At 69.4% G+C, this 16,625-nt stretch carries 14 protein-coding genes; 6 read left to right on the plus strand and 8 right to left on the minus strand.

Translation table 11 applies throughout. From position 1 onward, the window contains the following. Positions 1 to 1,254 (plus strand): sulfate adenylyltransferase subunit 1, encoded by a 1,254-nt coding sequence (locus OHT21_RS10990; RefSeq protein ID WP_328768087.1) that lies wholly within the window; start codon positions 1 to 3, stop codon positions 1,252 to 1,254. Positions 1,255 to 1,812: 558 nt separating this feature from the next. Here the strand turns inward: OHT21_RS10990 and OHT21_RS10995 are convergent. Further along, a complete protein-coding gene (locus OHT21_RS10995; protein ID WP_328768088.1) occupies positions 1,813 to 4,176 on the minus strand; it encodes a bifunctional salicylyl-CoA 5-hydroxylase/oxidoreductase in 2,364 nt (787 codons plus the stop codon). Beyond that, on the minus strand, positions 4,161 to 4,988 hold the full coding sequence (locus OHT21_RS11000; protein ID WP_328768089.1) for an enoyl-CoA hydratase family protein: 828 nt from the start codon (positions 4,986 to 4,988) through the stop codon (positions 4,161 to 4,163). The genes OHT21_RS10995 and OHT21_RS11000 overlap by 16 nt, the downstream gene beginning before the upstream one ends. A 397-nt stretch (positions 4,989 to 5,385) precedes the next feature. On the opposite strand from OHT21_RS11000, the gene OHT21_RS11005 reads away from it, so the two are divergent. Continuing rightward, a complete protein-coding gene (locus OHT21_RS11005; protein WP_328768090.1) occupies positions 5,386 to 5,838 on the plus strand; it encodes an ATP-binding protein in 453 nt (150 codons plus the stop codon). Between the two features lie 27 nt (positions 5,839 to 5,865). On the opposite strand, the gene argF is transcribed toward OHT21_RS11005, so the two are convergent. The 5 genes from argF to OHT21_RS11030 form a co-directional block, all read right to left on the minus strand. Next, entirely contained in the window at positions 5,866 to 6,873 is a 1,008-nt protein-coding gene (gene argF, locus OHT21_RS11010; protein ID WP_328768091.1) for an ornithine carbamoyltransferase, read from the minus strand. 296 nt (positions 6,874 to 7,169) lie between these two features. Further along, a complete protein-coding gene (locus OHT21_RS11015) occupies positions 7,170 to 8,393 on the minus strand; it encodes an arginine deiminase (protein ID WP_033318747.1) in 1,224 nt (407 codons plus the stop codon). A 125-nt stretch (positions 8,394 to 8,518) separates the two neighbouring features. Beyond that, a complete protein-coding gene (locus OHT21_RS11020) occupies positions 8,519 to 11,089 on the minus strand; it encodes a polynucleotide kinase-phosphatase (protein WP_328768093.1) in 2,571 nt (856 codons plus the stop codon). Continuing rightward, complete coding sequence (locus OHT21_RS11025; protein WP_328768094.1) at positions 11,086 to 12,561, minus strand: 3' terminal RNA ribose 2'-O-methyltransferase Hen1; 1,476 nt, start codon at positions 12,559 to 12,561, stop codon at positions 11,086 to 11,088. The genes OHT21_RS11020 and OHT21_RS11025 overlap by 4 nt, the downstream gene beginning before the upstream one ends. 108 nt (positions 12,562 to 12,669) lie before the next feature. After that, the gene (locus OHT21_RS11030; RefSeq protein WP_328768095.1) at positions 12,670 to 13,593 is read right to left on the minus strand and encodes an LLM class F420-dependent oxidoreductase; all 924 of its coding nucleotides are present in this window, start codon (positions 13,591 to 13,593) and stop codon (positions 12,670 to 12,672) included. A gap of 126 nt (positions 13,594 to 13,719) precedes the next feature. On the opposite strand from OHT21_RS11030, the gene OHT21_RS11035 reads away from it, so the two are divergent. Then, positions 13,720 to 13,884 (plus strand): hypothetical protein, encoded by a 165-nt coding sequence (locus tag OHT21_RS11035; protein WP_328768096.1) that lies wholly within the window; start codon positions 13,720 to 13,722, stop codon positions 13,882 to 13,884. A 246-nt stretch (positions 13,885 to 14,130) separates the two neighbouring features. Here OHT21_RS11035 and OHT21_RS11040 read toward each other — a convergent pair whose 3' ends face one another. Then, a complete protein-coding gene (locus tag OHT21_RS11040; protein ID WP_328768097.1) occupies positions 14,131 to 14,826 on the minus strand; it encodes a DUF899 domain-containing protein in 696 nt (231 codons plus the stop codon). Positions 14,827 to 15,006: 180 nt separating this feature from the next. Here OHT21_RS11040 and OHT21_RS11045 point away from each other — a divergent pair, with 180 nt between their 5' ends. The 3 genes from OHT21_RS11045 to OHT21_RS11055 all read left to right on the plus strand — a co-directional run bounded on the left by OHT21_RS11045 (position 15,007) and on the right by OHT21_RS11055 (position 16,614). Beyond that, entirely contained in the window at positions 15,007 to 15,513 is a 507-nt protein-coding gene (locus OHT21_RS11045) for a DUF2617 family protein (RefSeq protein ID WP_328768098.1), read from the plus strand. A 153-nt stretch (positions 15,514 to 15,666) separates the two neighbouring features. After that, complete coding sequence (locus OHT21_RS11050; RefSeq protein WP_328768099.1) at positions 15,667 to 16,071, plus strand: DUF4247 domain-containing protein; 405 nt, start codon at positions 15,667 to 15,669, stop codon at positions 16,069 to 16,071. Positions 16,072 to 16,176: 105 nt separating this feature from the next. Beyond that, on the plus strand, positions 16,177 to 16,614 hold the full coding sequence (locus tag OHT21_RS11055; RefSeq protein WP_328768100.1) for a DUF350 domain-containing protein: 438 nt from the start codon (positions 16,177 to 16,179) through the stop codon (positions 16,612 to 16,614). The last annotated feature ends 11 nt before the right edge of the window (positions 16,615 to 16,625 follow it).

Genomic DNA, 16,625 nt, shown 5'->3' on the forward strand with positions numbered 1-16,625 from the left:
ATGACCAGCACCATCGACCCCTTGGCCGGCCTCATCGATCCGGTGGCCGGGGCCGCCATCGACACGCTGCGGTTCGCGACCGCCGGGTCGGTCGACGACGGCAAGTCCACGCTCGTCGGCCGACTGCTGCACGACTCCAAGTCCGTTCTCGCGGACCAGTTGGAGGCGGTGGAGCGCTTCTCGCAGAGCCGGGGGCAGCAGGCGCCCGACCTCGCCCTCCTCACGGACGGGCTGAGGGCCGAGCGCGAGCAGGGCATCACCATCGACGTGGCGTACCGCTACTTCGCCACGCCCCGCCGCCGGTTCATCCTCGCCGACACCCCCGGCCATGTGCAGTACACCCGCAACATGGTGACGGGTGCCTCCACGGCCGAGCTGACGGTGATCCTCGTCGACGCCCGCAACGGCGTCGTCGAGCAGACCCGCCGGCACGCCGCGATCGCGGCTCTTCTCCGGGTGCCACACGTGGTGCTGGCTGTCAACAAGATGGATCTCGTCAGCTACGAGGAGAAGGAGTTCGACCGGATCGTCACGGACTTCGCGGTCCACGCCGACGAGCTGGGCCTGCCCGGCTTCACACCGATCCCGGTATCGGCCCTGGTCGGCGACAACGTGGTGGACCGTTCGACGCACATGGGCTGGTACGCGGGCCCGGCACTCCTCGAACACCTCGAGACGGTCCCGGTCGGCGGCGACGTGGCGCGCGAACCGGCCCGTTTCCCCGTCCAGTACGTGATCCGGCACGACGAAGTTCGCTACTACGCAGGCCAGTTGGCGTCCGGCACGCTGCGTGTCGGCGACCGCGTGACGGTGCACCCCTCCGGCGAGACGTCCACGATCACAGACTTGGACGTGCTCGGCGAGGACGCGCCGGTGGCGTACGCCCCGCAGTCACTGACGGTGCGCCTGGCCGACCAACTCGACGTGTCGCGCGGCGACATGCTCACGGCTGGGTCGGACGCGCCCACGCTGAGACAGGATGTCTCGGCGAACGTCTGCCATCTCGCCGACCGGCCGCTGCGGGTGGGTGACCGGGTGCTGGTCCGGCATACGACGCGAACGGTGAAGGCGCTCGTGAAGGACCTGGGCGGGGTGGCTGAGCTGGCCGCGAACGATTTGGGCAAGGTCAATTTGCGCACGGCGGAGCCGCTGGCGTTGGACGACTATGCGGTTTCGCGTAGGACGGGGGCGTTTCTGCTGGTGGACCCGGAGGATGGGGCGACGCTGACGGCGGGGATGGTGGAGCTCCAGTAGGACACCGTCCTGCCCCACGTGCCGGGGGCGCCCCTTTAGACGCGATGCTGACGGGCAGGGGTGGTCAAGCTCCGGTAGAGCGCCCTTCTGCCCCACGCGCCGGGGGGACCCCTTCAGGCGCGACGCTGACGGCAGGGGTGGTCAAGCTCCGGTAGAGCGCCCTTCTGCCCCACGCGCCGGGGGGACCCCTTCAGGCGCGACGCTGACGGCAGGGGTGGTCAAGCTCCGGTAGAGCGCCCTTCTGCCCCACGCGCCGGGGGGACCCCTTCAGGCGCGACGCTGACGGCAGGGGTGGTCAAGCTCAACAGCAGACAGGGCGCCCTGCCAACCCACGTGCCGGTGGGGCGCCCCTTAGGGGCGCGGGGAACTGCGCGACCAGCCACAACGAACCCGCACTCGCCAACGAATAGAAACCCCCCACCCCGGAGGGCGCATCTTGGGGCGCAGGGCTGTATCAATTTGCGGCTCCGCCGCGTGGGCGCGGCCAGCCACACTCAACCCACACTCGCTAACGAATGCGAACCCCCCGCCCGGAGGAGGCACGTTGGGGAGTTGCCCTCAACTCCCCAACGTGAGCCGCTGCTTAGGCGCATCCGTGCGCCCCGTCTGCGGGCGCCGACTGCCCGCCCTGTACGGGGCAGGCCAGCTGACGCCGGGCCCCGTGTACCCCTGCTCCGCCGCCGCGTGCAACGTCCAGTGCGGGTCGTACAAGTGGGGGCGGGCCAGCGCGCACAGATCCGTACGCCCGGCCAGAATCAGGGAGTTGACGTCATCCCATGACGAGATGGCACCCACCGCGATCACGGGAATCCCCGTCTCGTTACGGATCCGGTCGGCGTACGGCGTCTGGTAGGAGCGCCCGTACTCCGGCTGCTCCTCCGCCACGACCTGGCCGGTAGAGACGTCGATCGCATCGGCGCCATGCGCGGCGAAGGCCCGCGCGATGGCGACGGCATCATCCGCCGTGGTGCCGCCGTCCGCCCAGTCGGTGGCCGAGATGCGTACGGTCATCGGGCGCTCCGCGGGCCACACAGCACGCACCGCATCGAAGACCTCCAGCGGAAAGCGCAAACGGTTCTCCAGAGGCCCGCCATAGGCGTCCGTACGCCGATTGGTCAGGGGAGAGAGGAACCCGGACAACAAGTAGCCGTGCGCACAGTGGAGTTCGAGCAGATCGAACCCGCAGCGAGCGGCCCGCCGCGCGGCGGACGCGAACTGTTCGCGTACATCGGCCAATTGAGCCCGGGTCAGCTCGCACGGGATCTGGTTCTCCGGCTTGTACCGGAGCGGGGACGCGGCCACGAGCGGCCAGTTGCCCTCCTCCAGCGGCTCGTCGATGCCCTCCCACATCACCTTGGTGGAGCCCTTACGACCGGAATGGCCGAGCTGTACGCCGATCGCCGCCCCCGGCGCCTGCGCGTGCACGAAGTCGACGATCCGCCGCCAGGATTCGGCCTGCTGCCCGGTGTAGAGACCGGCACAGCCCGGCGTGATCCGGCCCTCCGGGCTCACGCACACCATCTCCGTCATCACCAGCCCGGCGCCGCCGAGCGCCCGCGCGCCCAGATGGACGAGATGGAAGTCGCCGGGTACACCGTCCACGGCCGAGTACATGTCCATCGGCGAAACCACGACCCGGTTGCGCAGGGTCAGCCCGCGCAGCCGGAACGGCGTGAACATCGGCGGCGTACCGGGCGGGCAGCCGAACTCGCGCTGCACGCTCTCGGTGAAGGGCGCGTCACGCAGCCGAAGGTTGTCGTGCGTGACCCGGCGACTACGGGTGAGCAGATTGAACGCGAACTGCCGCGCAGGCTGGTCGAGATAGAGCCCCAGATTCTCGAACCACTCGAGGCTGGCCCGCGCCGCCCGCTGCGTGGAGGCGACAACCGGGCGCCGTTCCTCCTCGTACGCGGCCAACGCGGCGCCCAGCGAAGGCTGTTCCTCCAGGCAGGCGGCGAGGGCGAGCGCGTCCTCGACGGCGAGCTTCGTACCGGAACCGATGGAGAAATGCGCGGTGTGCGCGGCGTCGCCGAGCAGGACCACGTTGCCGTTTGACCAGCGCTCGTTGACGACGGTACGGAACGCCGTCCACGCCGACTTGTTGGATCGCAGCGCCCGCCCGCCGAGCGCGTCCGCGAAGATCTTGGCGCACCGTTCGACGGACTCCTGCACCTCCGACTCCGCGAACCCGGCCGCCTCCCACACCTCCTCGCGCATCTCGACGATGACGGTGGAGGCGCCGAATTGATTCGGCGGCCCGGAGGGCCTCGTTGAGGGGTGGTGGTCGGGCGACGGGCGGGAGTACGGATACCCGTGCAGCTGCATCACCCCGTGCTCGGTCTCCGCGATCTCGAAACGGAACGCCTCGAACGGGAAGTCGGCGGCGAGCCAGATGTAGCGGCAGCGGTGCGTGGTCACCCGCGGCCGGAACACCTCCGCGTACGCCTCGCGCGTGGCGCTGTGCACTCCGTCCGCCGCGACGACGAGGTCGTACGACTCCGAAAGCCGCGCCACGTCCGGCGCCGGCGTACGAAAGTGCAGCTCGACGCCGAGCGAACGGCACCGCTCGTGCAGGATCTCCAGCAGCCTGCGCCGCCCGAGCGCCGCGAAACCGTGTCCTCCGGAGGTGTGGCGGGTGTTCCGGTGGACGATATCGATGTCGTCCCAGCGCACGAACTCGTCCCGCAGCGCCTCGTACACGACGGGGTCGGCGTGCTCGATACCGCCGAGCGTTTCGTCGGAGAGGACGACGCCGAAGCCGAAGGTGTCATTGGGAGCGTTCCGCTCCCAGACCGTGATCTCGCGGGACGGGTCGAGGCGCTTGAGGAGAGCGGCGGCGTAGAGGCCACCGGGGCCTCCTCCCACGACCGCGACCCGGAGCGGCCCTCTAGGTGGCGGAGCCACCGTCACCGCCCCCGCCACTTCGGGGGCCGCTTCTCGGTGAACGCCGCATGGAACTCGGCGTAGTCCTCGCCGTTCATCAGCAAGGCCTGAGTCGAGGCGTCCAGCTCCACCGAAGCGGCCAGTGGCATGTCCAGTTCGGCGGTGAGTAGGGCCTTCGTCTGGGCGTATGCGAGGGCCGGGCCCTCGGCGAGGCGGTGGGCCAGGGCCTGGGCGGCCTCGTTGGCGTGGCCTTCCTCCGTGAGCTCGCTGATGAGGCCGATCCGCTCGGCTTCGGGTGCGCGGACCGGTTCGCCCAGCATCAGCAGGCGGGTCGCGTGGCCGAGGCCGACGACGCGCGGCAGCAGATAGGCAGCGCCCATGTCGCCGCCCGAGAGGCCGACGCGGGTGAAGAGGAAGGCGAATCGGGCGCTCGGGTCGGCCACCCGGAAGTCGGCGGCCAGGGCGAGGACCGCGCCCGCGCCGGCCGCGACACCGTGCACCGCCGCAATCACGGGGAAGGGGCATTCGCGTACGGCCCTGACGACCTGCCCGGTCATGCGGTTGAAGTCGAGCAACTGGGACGTGTTCATCGACAGCGTGGCCCCGATGATCTCGTCGACGTCACCGCCGGAGCAGAAGCCGCGACCCTCGCCGGCCAGCACCAGGGCCCGTACGGACTTCTCGCGGGACAGCTCGGCGAGCAGGTCGCGCAGGTCGGCGTAGGCGCCGAAGGTGAGGGCGTTCAGCTTCTCGGGGCGGGCCAGAGTGACGGTGGCGACCCCGTCGACGTACTCGCAGCGCAGATGCTGCCAGTCGGGCGTGCGGGTCGCGGAGCCGGTGAAGGGACTCATGAGGTGCGGCCTCCTCGGACGGGGGCGGCGGTCTCGCACTGCGAGCGCTACCCATGAATCTATCACCCATCTTTGACTGTCGTCAGGAGTGCGCAATAAGCGCATGCGGCCGGGACGACCCAGGACGTCGGTATGTGTGCTTCCGCACGTGAACCGACATGAAGTTCGATACGTGAGTTTTGGTACGCCACAAGACGCAGCCTCGACACAACAGTCACGGAGTCACGGGTGCGCGACAGCGCAGTAACAGCGGGACTTCCGGCGCGAGCCGGGCCGTTGATCTGGGTACAGCCCGTACAGCCCGAAAGCAGACCGAACGTCCAGAAAGACACCCGCCGGGCGTTACCGCCGACATCGCAGTACTATTCAGATAGTTGAAAGCAGGAATTCCTGCTCCATGAACGGACCCGCCTTGCACGAGCCCTCAGCCCCAGCCTCCTGGCGCGTCGCGCTGCCGCACTCCGCCGCGGCCGTGCCCGTCGCCCGCGCACTGGTCCGTACCGCACTGGCCGAGATCGAGCAGGCCGCCGACTGCGACACGGCCGAGCTGCTCACCGCCGAACTCGTGGCCAACGCCGTGGAGCACACCAAGGGCGACGCCCCCATAGAGCTGGTCGTACAGCTGTTGCCGACCGGCTGCCAGGTCGAAGTGCACGATCCCGACCCGGCCCCGCCCGGCAGTCTCACCCGCCCCGGCCCGGACCACCCGGACCCCTGGCAGGAGCACGGCCGCGGCCTGCTGCTGATCCGCGCCCTCAGCTCGTCCTGCGGGCACCGGCCCACGGAGTCCGGCAAGGCGGTCTGGTTCAGGCTGCCGGCGGTGCCGCAGCAGCGCGGACCCTCGGAGTAGACGCCGGCGGGACCCTCCGCGCGGGGCTCAGGCGAGCGTCGCCACCAGGACCGCCTTGATCGTGTGCAGCCGGTTCTCCGCCTCGTCGAAGACGACCGAGTGCGCCGACTCGAAGACCTCGTCGGTGACCTCGAGGGAGTCCAGGCCATGCCGCTCGTGGATCTCGCGCCCGACCTTCGTGCCCAGGTCGTGGAAGGCGGGCAGGCAGTGCAGGAACTTGACGTCCGCATTGCCGGTGGCACGCAGCACGTCCATCGTCACGGCGTACGGACCGAGGGCGGCGATCCGCTCGTCCCAGACCTCCTTGGGCTCCCCCATGGACACCCAGACGTCGGTCGCGACGAAGTCGACGCCCGCGACACCCTCGGCGACGGTCTCCGTGAAGGTGATACGGGCACCGCTGGTCTCGCCGATCCTGTGAGCCTCGGCGATGACGTCCTTGGCGGGCCAGTAGGCCTGCGGGGCCACGATGCGGACGTCCATCCCGAGGATCGCGCCGGTGATCAGGTAGGAGTTGCCCATATTGAAGCGGGCGTCACCGAGATACGCGAAGGCGATCTCCGACAGGGGCTTGTCCGTGTGCTCGGTCATGGTCAGCACGTCGGCGAGCATCTGCGTGGGGTGCCAGGCGTCGGTGAGTCCGTTGTAGACGGGCACACCGGCGTACGCGGCCAGCTCCTCGACGTTCGCCTGACTGTCCCCGCGGTACTGAATCCCGTCGTACATCCGCCCGAGCACCCGCGCGGTGTCCTTCACGGACTCCTTGTGCCCTATCTGTGAGCCGGACGGATCGAGATACGTGGTCGAAGCCCCCTGATCCGCGGCCGCGACCTCGAACGCGCACCGGGTGCGCGTCGAGGTCTTCTCGAAGATCAACGCGATGTTCTTCCCTCGCAGGTACTGGCTCTCGGCCCCGGCCTTCTTGGCAGCCTTCAGCTCGGCGGCAAGCTCGATCAGACCGCGGAACTCCTGCGCCGTGAAGTCCAGCTCCTTCAGGAAGTGGCGACCGGCGAGGGCGGTCGGGGCTGTCGCCATGGGGCGCTCCAGACATGCGGGGACACGGACGCTTGGAAGTCTATACGAAAGTCCGCATTTCTATGCGACTCCTTCGCGACTTCTATGCGTTCGAAGTTGCGGGTTCGTTGCGGCTGGTCGCTCCCCCACTCTCGGCTGCTCCCCCAGTGTCTTAAGGGTTCTTAAGGGCCTGGGGGGACCCCCAGAGCGGGGGGACCCCCATCGCGGCGGAGCCGCATTTGCCACAGCCCCGCACCCCTAAGAGGCCTGCGGCCTCCTTAGGGCCGCGGCACCGCACCGAACTTCGGCAAGTCCGCTCACACTGCATCCCGTACGACCGGGCAGCTCATACAGCGCGGACCGCCCCGCCCCCTCCCCAGCTCACTCCCCGGAATCTCGATCACCTCAATACCCTGCTTCCGCAGATGGGTATTGGTGGTCGAGTTCCGCTCGTAAGCGACCACCACCCCCGGCTCGACCGCCAGCACATTGCACCCGTCGTCCCACTGCTCCCTCTCAGCCGCGTGCACATCCTGCGTGGCGGTCAGTACACGGATCTCGCTCAGCCCGAGGGCCGCGGCGATCGCGCGGTGCATGTGCTCCGGCGGGTGGTCGGTGACCTTGAGCTCCTTGTCGTCCACACCCGGTTCGATGGTGTACGAGCGGAGCATGCCGAGTCCCGCGTACTGCGTGAAGATGTCGCCGTCGACCATCGTCATCACCGTGTCGAGGTGCATCAGGGCCCGTCTCTTGGGCATGTCGAGCGCCACGATCGTGGTCGCCGAACCGGCGGCGAACAGCTTGTGCGCGAGCATCTCCACGGCCTGCGGTGTCGTCCGCTCGCTCATGCCGATGAGCACGGCGCCGTTGCCGATCACCAGCACGTCGCCGCCCTCGATGGTGGAGGGGTAGTCCGCCTGCCCTTCCGACCAGATGTTGAAGGTCTCCTTCGCGAACAGCGGGTGATGCCGGTAGATCGCCTCGAAGTGCACGGTCTCGCGCTGGCGGGCGGGCCAGCGCATGGCGTTGATGGAGACCCCGTCGTATATCCAGGCGGAGGTGTCGCGGGTGAAGAGATGGTTGGGCAGCGGGCGGAGCAGGAAGTCGTCGAGTTCCATGACGTGGAAGCGCACGGACGTCGGCTCCGCGTGCGCGTCCAGGAACTCCCGCTTGGTCATGCCGCCGACCAGGGCCTCGGCCAGCTCGCCCGCCGGCATGGCGTCGAAGGCCTCCCGGATGTGGTCCGTGGCGAGCGGCCCGTACTCCTTCTCGTCGAAGACGCGGTCCAGTACGAGCTCCCGGGCGGCCGGGATCCCCAGCACATCGGTGAGCAGGTCGCCGAAGAGGTGGACGGTGACCCCGCGGTCCCGCAGCACGTCCGCGAACCCGTCGTGCTCCGCTCGCGCCCGGCGCACCCACAGCACGTCGTCGAAGAGCAGGGCGTCCTTGTTACTGGGGGTGAGCCTTTTGAGCTCAAGATCAGGCCGGTGCAGGATGACGCGGCGAAGCCGCCCGGCCTCGGAGTCGACTTGGAATCCCATGCCTCCATCTTGACCATCCGGACACGCGTTCACCCACCTATCGGCCGAGGTGACGGGGACGAGATTGCGGTGGGCGGGCCGGTCCGCCTTCTCGTTCCCGCTGGAGGTTCGCGCGGGTAGTCGCCCTACAGCCGCGGATCCACCGGCTCCGACTCCAGCGCCAGCACCCCGAACACCGCCTCGTGCACCCGCCACAGCGGTTCGCCCTCCGCCAGCCGATCCAGGGCCTCCAGGCCCAAGGCGTACTCCCGGATCGCCAGCGAGCGCTTGTGGTTCAGGAAGCGGCCCCGGAGGCGGTCGAGGTTCTCCGGGCGCGTGTACTCCGGGCCGTAGATGATCCGGAGGTACTCGCGGCCCCGGCACTTGATGCCGGGCTGCACGAGCCGCCCCTCCCTGCTGCGCACCACTGCCCCGACCGGCTTGACGACCATGCCCTCACCGCCACGTCCGGTCATCTCCAGCCACCAGTCGACACCGGCCCGCACCGAGTCCGGATCGCCCGTGTCGACGAACAGCCGTCGCGTGGTCTGCAGCAGCCCGGACGCGTCGCTCGACACGAAGCGGTCGATCAGCGCGAGCTGTTCGTCGTGCGGCAGAGCGGCCAGGCTCCGCCCCTGCACGGCGAGGATCTGGAAGGGCGCCAGCCGTACACCTTCCAGACCGGACGTGGGCCAGCAGTACCGCCGGTACGCCTCGGTGAACGCGGCGGCGTCCGCAGCCCGTTCCCGCTGCTTCACCAGCAGGTCCTGTACGTCGACACCCCGCGCCGCCGCCCCTTCGAGCGCGGCGACCGCACCCGGGAACACGGCCCCGGAAGCGGCTCCGACAGCGGCGTACTGACTGCGCAGCAGCCCGGACGCCTTGAGCGACCATGGCATCAACTCGGCGTCGAGCAGCAGCCAGTCGGTGGCCAGCTCCTCCCACAGCCCGGCCTCGGTGACGGCGTTACGCACCCGCCCGAGGATCTCCTCGGTTACGGCGGCATCGTCGAAGAACGGCCGTCCGGTACGGGTGTACAGCGAACCGGTCGGCCCGTCGACCCCGAAGCGCTCGCGCGCGACCTCCGCGTCCCGGCACACCAGCGCCACCGCCCGCGAGCCCATGTGCTTCTCCTCGCACACGACCCGCGTGACACCGTCCGCCGCGTACTGGGCGAAGGCCTCGGCCGGGTGCTCCAAGTAGCCCTCCACACGCGAGGTCGCCGTCGGAGCCATCGTCGGCGGCAGGTACGGCAGCAGCCGCGGGTCCACGGCGAAACGGCTCATGACCTCGAGGGCCGCCGCCGCGTTCTCCTCGCGGACCGACACCCGGCCCGCGTGGCGGGTCTCGACGACGCGGCGCCCGTGCACGTCCGCGAGGTCCAGCGGCCGCCCGTCCTGCCCGCCCGGCGCCTCGGTCCGCAGCGGCTTCGTCGGCTCGTACCAGACCTGCTCGGCCGGTACGTCGACGAGCTCGCGCTCCGGCCAGCGCAGTGCGGTGAGCTTGCCGCCGAAGACGGCGCCGGTGTCCAGGCAGATGGTGTTGTTCAGCCAGGTCGCGGTGGGGACGGGAGTGTGGCCGTACACGACCGCCGCGCGGCCCCGGTACTCCTCCGCCCACGGGTAGCGCACCGGCAGCCCGAACTCGTCCGTCTCGCCGGTGGTGTCGCCGTACAGCGCGTGCGAGCGCACCCGGCCCGACGTACGGCCGTGGTACTTCTCGGGCAGACCGGCGTGGCAGACGACGAGCCGGCCGCCGTCGAGCACGTAGTGGCTGACGAGCCCGTCGATGAACTCCCGTACCTGCTTCTTGAACTCCTCGCTCTGCCCCTCCATCTGCTCGATCGTCTCGGCGAGCCCGTGCGTGTGCTGGACCTTGCGGCCCTTGAGGTGACGCCCGTACTTGTTCTCGTGGTTGCCGGGCACGCACAGCGCGTCGCCCGACGCGACCATCGCCATCACGCGGCGCAGCACGCCCGGGGAGTCGGGGCCGCGGTCGACGAGGTCGCCGACGAACACGGCCGTACGGCCCTCGGGGTGGACTCCGTCCACGTAGCCCAACTTGCCGAGCAGCGACTCCAGTTCGGAGGCGCAGCCGTGGATGTCGCCGATGATGTCGAAGGGCCCGGTGAGGTGGGTCAGGTCGTTGAACCGCTTCTCGGTACGGATCGACGCGCTCTCGGCCTCCTCCACTCCGCGCAGGATGTGCACCTTGCGGAAGCCCTCGCGCTCCAAGTGCCGTATGGAGCGCCGCAGTTCGCGGATGTGTCGCTGGATGACGCGGCGCGGCATGCCGGCCCGGTCCTCGCGCGCGGCGTTGCGCTCGGCGCAGACCTCCTCCGGTACGTCGAGCACGATGGCGATGGGCAACACGTCGTACTTCTTGGCCAGTTCGACCAGCTGCTTGCGGCTCTCCTGCTGCACGCTGGTCGCGTCGACCACGGTGCGCCGGCCTGCCGCGAGCCGCTTGCCCGCGATGTAGTGGAGTACGTCGAAGGCGTCCCCGCTGGCGCTCTGGTCGTTCTCGTCGTCGGCGACGAGGCCACGGCAGAAGTCGGAGGAGATCACCTCGGTCGGCTTGAAGTGCCGGTGGGCGAAGGTGGACTTGCCCGAGCCGGAGGCGCCGATGAGCACGACGAGGGAGAGGTCGGTGACGGGCAGGGTACGACCCTTGGTGCCATGGGGCTCATTGGTCTCATGGGGCTCATTGCTGGTCATGCGGCCTTCTCCTCCTTCGCTGCTGTCGTCGTGGATGTCGTGATCGTGAAGACGGCCATCTGAGTCGGCGGCCCTACTTCGGGGTCCTCGTCTCCGACGGGCGCGAACTCCACGTCGTATCCGTGCCGTTCGGCCACCGCCCGCGCCCAGGTACGGAACTCCTCGCGCGTCCACTCGAAGCGGTGGTCGCCGTGCCGGGTGTGCCCGGCGGGGAGGGTTTCCCAGCGGACGTTGTACTCGACGTTCGGCGTCGTCACGAGCACGGTCCTCGGGCGGGCGGAGCCGAACACGGCGTACTCCAGGGCGGACAGCCGCGGCAGGTCGACATGCTCGATGACCTCGCTGAGCACGGCGGCGTCGTACCCCTTGAGCCGGTTGTCGGTGTACGCGAGCGAGCCCTGCATGAGCTTCACGCGCTCGGCCCGCCGGTCCCCCATCCGCTCCAGCTTGAGCCGGCGCGAGGCGATGGTGAGCGCGCGCATCGACACATCGACACCGACGATCTCGGTGAACCGGATGTCCTTCAGCAGCTCCTGCACCAACTGGCCCTGCCCGCAGCCGAGATCGAGCACCCGCCCGGCCCCGGCGGCGCGCAGCGCCTCGACGATCGCGTCGCGCCGCCGCACGGCGAGCGGTACCGGCTTCTCGTCCGTGTCCTGCGTCTCGTCGACGGCGTTGTCGATCTCCTCGACGTCGCTGTCGTCCGCCTCGGCCAGCCGTACGAGCTCCAGGCGCTCCATGGCCTGCCGCGTCAGCGACCAACGGCGGGACAGATAACGGCTGGTGATCAGCTTGTGCTCCGGGTGCTCGGGCAGCCAGCCCTCACCGGCCCGCAGCAGCTTGTCGACCTCGTCGGTCGCCACCCAGTAGTGCTTGGCGTCATCGAGGACGGGGAGAAGGACATACAGGTGCCGCAGGGCTTCGGCCAGCCGAAGTTCGCCTTCGAGTACGAGGCTTACGTAGCGGGACTCGCCCCACTCCGGGAACTCGGCGTCCAGCGCGACGGGCTCGGCGGTAACCGTCCATCCAAGCGGTTCGAAGAGATTCCGTACGAGCTCGGCGCCGCCTCGGGCGGGCAATGCGGGCACCTCGATACGCAACGGCCGTGCCTGCTCCGGGAGTTCGGGCTTCGCGCGACACATGCCCTTCATCGCGCTGGAGAACACGCTGCTCAGCGCCACCGCGAGAAGCGACGAGGCGGCGTACGGCCGGTCGTTGACGTACTGAGCGAGCGCGGCGTCCGGCGCACCCCCACGCCCCTTGCCCTTGCCGCGCCGCACCAGCGCCACCGCGTCGACCTCCAGCAGCAGCGCGGCCGTGCAGCGCTCGGGGCTCGCTTCGGGGTACAGCACGTGGGCCGTCCCGTAGGAGGTGGAGAACGCCTGCGATTTCTCGGGGTGCTTGTGCAGCAGGAAGCCGAGGTCGGTCGCGGGGCGCTCTGGGGTGCCGGTGGTGGAGATCGTCAGGAACACAGGTCGAGTATCTGTGCTGGTGGGCTCATGGCGGTACTGGATTACTGAGGCAAAGAAGGAACGGAAGCGAAAGAGGGCCCCCGCCGGTCGGCAGGGGTCCTGCTTTCCTTACGACAGCTGGGACTGGACCTGCGACGAGAGCAGTTCCAGGTGGTCCAGGTCGTCGAGGTCGAGGATCTGGAGGTAGATGCGCTGGGCGCCGATCTGCGCGTAGCGGCCGATCTTGTCGACGATCTCGGCCGGGGAGCCGGCCAGGCCGTTGGCCTTCAGGTCGTCCACCTCGCGGCCGATCGCGGCGGCGCGGCGGGCGACCTCCGCGTCGTCCTTGCCGGCGCAGACGACGAGGGCGTTGGAGTAGACCAGGTCGTCGCCCTTGCGCCCCGCCTGCTCCGCCGCCGCCCGTACGCGGCCGAACTGGCGCTCGGTGTCCTCGATCGACGCAAAAGGCATATTGAACTCGTCCGCGAACTGGGCCGCGAGGCGCGGCGTACGGCTCGCGCCGTGGCCGCCGATGAGGACCGGGACCTTGGCCTGTGCGGGCTTGGGCAGCGCGGGCGAGTCGGTCAGGTCGTAGTACGTGCCGTGGTGGCTGAAGGTCTGGCCGGCCTCCGTCGCCCACAGGCCCGTGACGATCGCCAGCTGTTCTTCCAGGCGGGCGAACTTCTCCTTCGGGAACGGTATGCCGTACGCCTTGTGCTCCTCCTCGAACCAGCCCGCGCCCAGGCCCAGTTCGACCCGGCCGCCGGACATCTGGTCGACCCCGGCGACCTGGATCGCCAGAACGCCGGGCAGCCGGAAGGTGGCGGCCGACATCAGGGTGCCGAGGCGTATGCGCTTCGTCTCGCGGGCGAGTCCGGCGAGGGTGATCCAGGCGTCGGTGGGGCCGGGGAGGCCGTCCCCGGACCCCATGCGCAGGTAGTGGTCGGAGCGGAAAAATGCGTCGAAGCCGAGGTCTTCGGTGGCCTTGGCCACGGCGAGCAGGGTGTCGTAGCCGGCCCCTTGCTGGGGCTCGGTGAAGATTCGAAGATCCATGCCTCCATCCTGCACGGTGGCGTCAACTCGGCGCCTGGGGTGAGGGCGGGGCAGTGACTGGCCCCGGTGGTTTTCGTTGGACTTGGTCGAAGCCGGACCGACCGGCGCGTTGCCGAGGAGGCCGTCATGTCCCAGGAAGCCGTTCCCCCGTCGCAGCCGAAGGGGCTGCTGCAGCAGATGGAGGAGCTGATGGCTGCCCTCGACGCGGACCTGTCCGAACTCGACGCCGGCCTCCAACAGTCCGCCACGCGCCCGGACGCGTCCCCGAGGGACGGCTCCGAGCCGGCGTGACGCCGCCTGCGGCTGGCTTGCTTCGCCCCCGCCGCCCTACCCGTCCCATCCTTGGGGCTTCGCCCCAGAGCCCCACCAGGGGCTGCGCCCCTGGACCCCGCTAGGGGCTCCGCCCCGGGCCCCGTTTCGGGGGCCAGCCCCGGGCTCCGGTCCTCAAACTCCTCCAGCTACCGCTGGGGGTTGCCCCCGAGGTGCCCCCAGACGGGCTGAACTTTCCCGGGCCTTGAACAGGCCCCCTCTCGTCGTTCAGCCGCCGCCAGAGCCCGAGCCGTAGAGCGCAGCGATGTCTTCGGAGGTCGCCCACCCGCTGTAGGTGGGCGACTGAGGCCACCCTTCGGGCGAGTCCTGCCACTCCTCCTGCCGTCCGTACGGCAGGACGTCGATCAGCGAGAAGGTGTGACTGAGCTGTTCGGTGCCCCGGCCGTTGGTGTGCCAGGTGCGATAGACCGTGTCGCCGTCGCGCAGGAACACGTTGACCGCGTATCCCCCGTCGGGCGGTGCGCCGACATCGGCCCCGAATGAGCTGTTGGCAGTCGAGTACCACGTCATCTGGTTGCCGACCCGCTGCTTGTAGGCGAGTGCCTCTTTGATCGGGCCCTGGGTGACGATGACGAATCGAGCATCGTAGTTGTCCAGGAACTCCAGGCGGGTGTACTGCGACGTGAACCCCGTGCAGCCCGGGCACTGCCATTCCTCGCCGGCGAACCACATGTGGTTGTAGACGATCAGTTGCCGCTTGCCTTCGAATACGTCCGCCAGCCGAACGGGGCCGTCCTCGCCCTCCAGAATGTAGTCGGGCATCTCGGCCATCGGCAGGCGACGACGCTCGGCGGCGATGGCGTCAAGCTCCCGCGTCGCGGCCTTCTCCCGGGCACGCAGCGCCTCGAGTTGGCGCTCCCACGAGGTGGCGTCGACGATGGGTGGTAGTGCGTGGGTGGTCATGGTTCCCTCCCAGAACTCGTGTGCAGCTTTCGCTCGTACAGAGGTAGACCCCACCGGGCCTCGGAACTCATCGGACCGAGCCGACCCATCGGCGTCATCCCTCTCCCCACCCCTCAAGTCCCACGCGTACATGTGCCATACTCGGCCGCCGATCATGACAAGAAACGACCGGGGGGCCGTGTGTACGCCGTTTCTCTGGTCGCCCCCTATCTGGACACGGATGCGGATCAACTCTGCTTCTCGCTGGACCTGATGGAGCGTCCGGCGCTGGCAGAGCGTGTGGTGTCGCTCGGCGGGCTGGATGTGCGGCTGCGGCTGCTCGGGGCCTCGCACCAGGTGTTCGCCGGTCCTGTGAGAGAGACGGTGGCCTGTCTGCAGGGCGCGGTGAGGGGTTTGCCCGAGACCTGCACCCGTCAACTGCCGGGCTGGGACTATGACTTCGGCGCCACCACCCGCCGGCTGACTCCCGAGGAGTTCAGTGCTGAGGTGGCGCAGGTCCTCGGCCAGGCCACCGACTCCGAGCACAGCCTGTGCGGCGTCTTTCCCGGTTCGCCGGAGGCGGTCACCGCGGTGGTCGTCGAGACGGTCGAGGGACCATACGGCGCCGGGCTCGTCTGGCGCACCTGGCACACGTATCCGCAGAACGGCCAGATCGTATCGACGTACAGCCAGCTGGAGGCCCGGTGAGTGGCAGGTGTCGGCCGGTGGACGGTGGACGCCGGTCCGCCCTGGCGGCGAACCGGCTTTTCCTGCCCTGCTTCGCAGGAGCTTCGTTTATCCCCCCGCAAGCGGGAGGTACCCCCCGGCCTCAGGCCGGGGCATCCATAAAGGAAGGCCCCGATGAACAGCGCCCGACTCGTCCGCGCAGCGGTGGCGGCCGCGCTGGCCGCGACCCTGCTCACCGCCTGCTCCGGCGACGGGGACGACGACGCGGTCCCGCGCGATTGGATCAGTAAGACGTACACCGAGACCGGGGCGGACTGGCGCGACTCGAACAGCACCCCGAGCGAGGTCGCCCAGGCGATCCACACGGAGCGGGCGGCACAGGACCGTACCTCCGGCGACAGCATGGAGTTCCTGCGCTACGACGATGACCTGGTCACCGTCTCGCCGCACCGGAGCGGCAGTCTGATCGAGATCGATGACTACCGCGACGGCTACCGCCGCCACAAGCGGCACCTCATCTCCTGGCCGGACCCGGACAGCGCGAGCTTCCGCGGCGGCGGCCCCGGCGAGGGCAAGTAGGGCAAGTAACGCCCGTGACCGGCCGGATCACCCCCGACGCATCCCGCGTTCCTCCCGCACAGCACCTGATCACGCCTCGACCCCGCCCCCAAGAAAGGCAACGCAGTGACCGAGATCTTCGAGTCGACCGGCCAGTCCCTGCTCTACGGAGTCGTGGGCCTCGTCGTGATGGCCGTCGGCTTCATCGCCCTCGACCTCGTCACGCCGGGCAAGCTGTACCACGTGGTGTGGACCGACCGGAACCGCGGCGCGGCCGTCCTGCTGGGCAGCCAGTCCGTCGCCGTGGGCCTGGTCATCATGAAGGCCATCGAGGCGAGCGAGTCCGAGCAGGGCCTCGGCTACGGCCTGATCAGCACGTTGCTGTACGGCCTGGCCGGGGTGCTGGTGATGACCGTCGTCGGCATCGTGATCGGCGTGGTCACGCCGGGCCAGATGGGCGCGGTCGTCCTCGACGACCAGGACGACCGTCCGCACCCCGCCGCCTGGGTTCAGGCCGGCATGTACCTGGGCACCGGGTTCATGGTCGGCGCGGCGATCTCGTAACGGCGCCCCTC

The sequence above is a fragment of the Streptomyces sp. NBC_00286 genome (assembly GCF_036173125.1).
Lineage (GTDB): Bacteria > Actinomycetota > Actinomycetes > Streptomycetales > Streptomycetaceae > Streptomyces.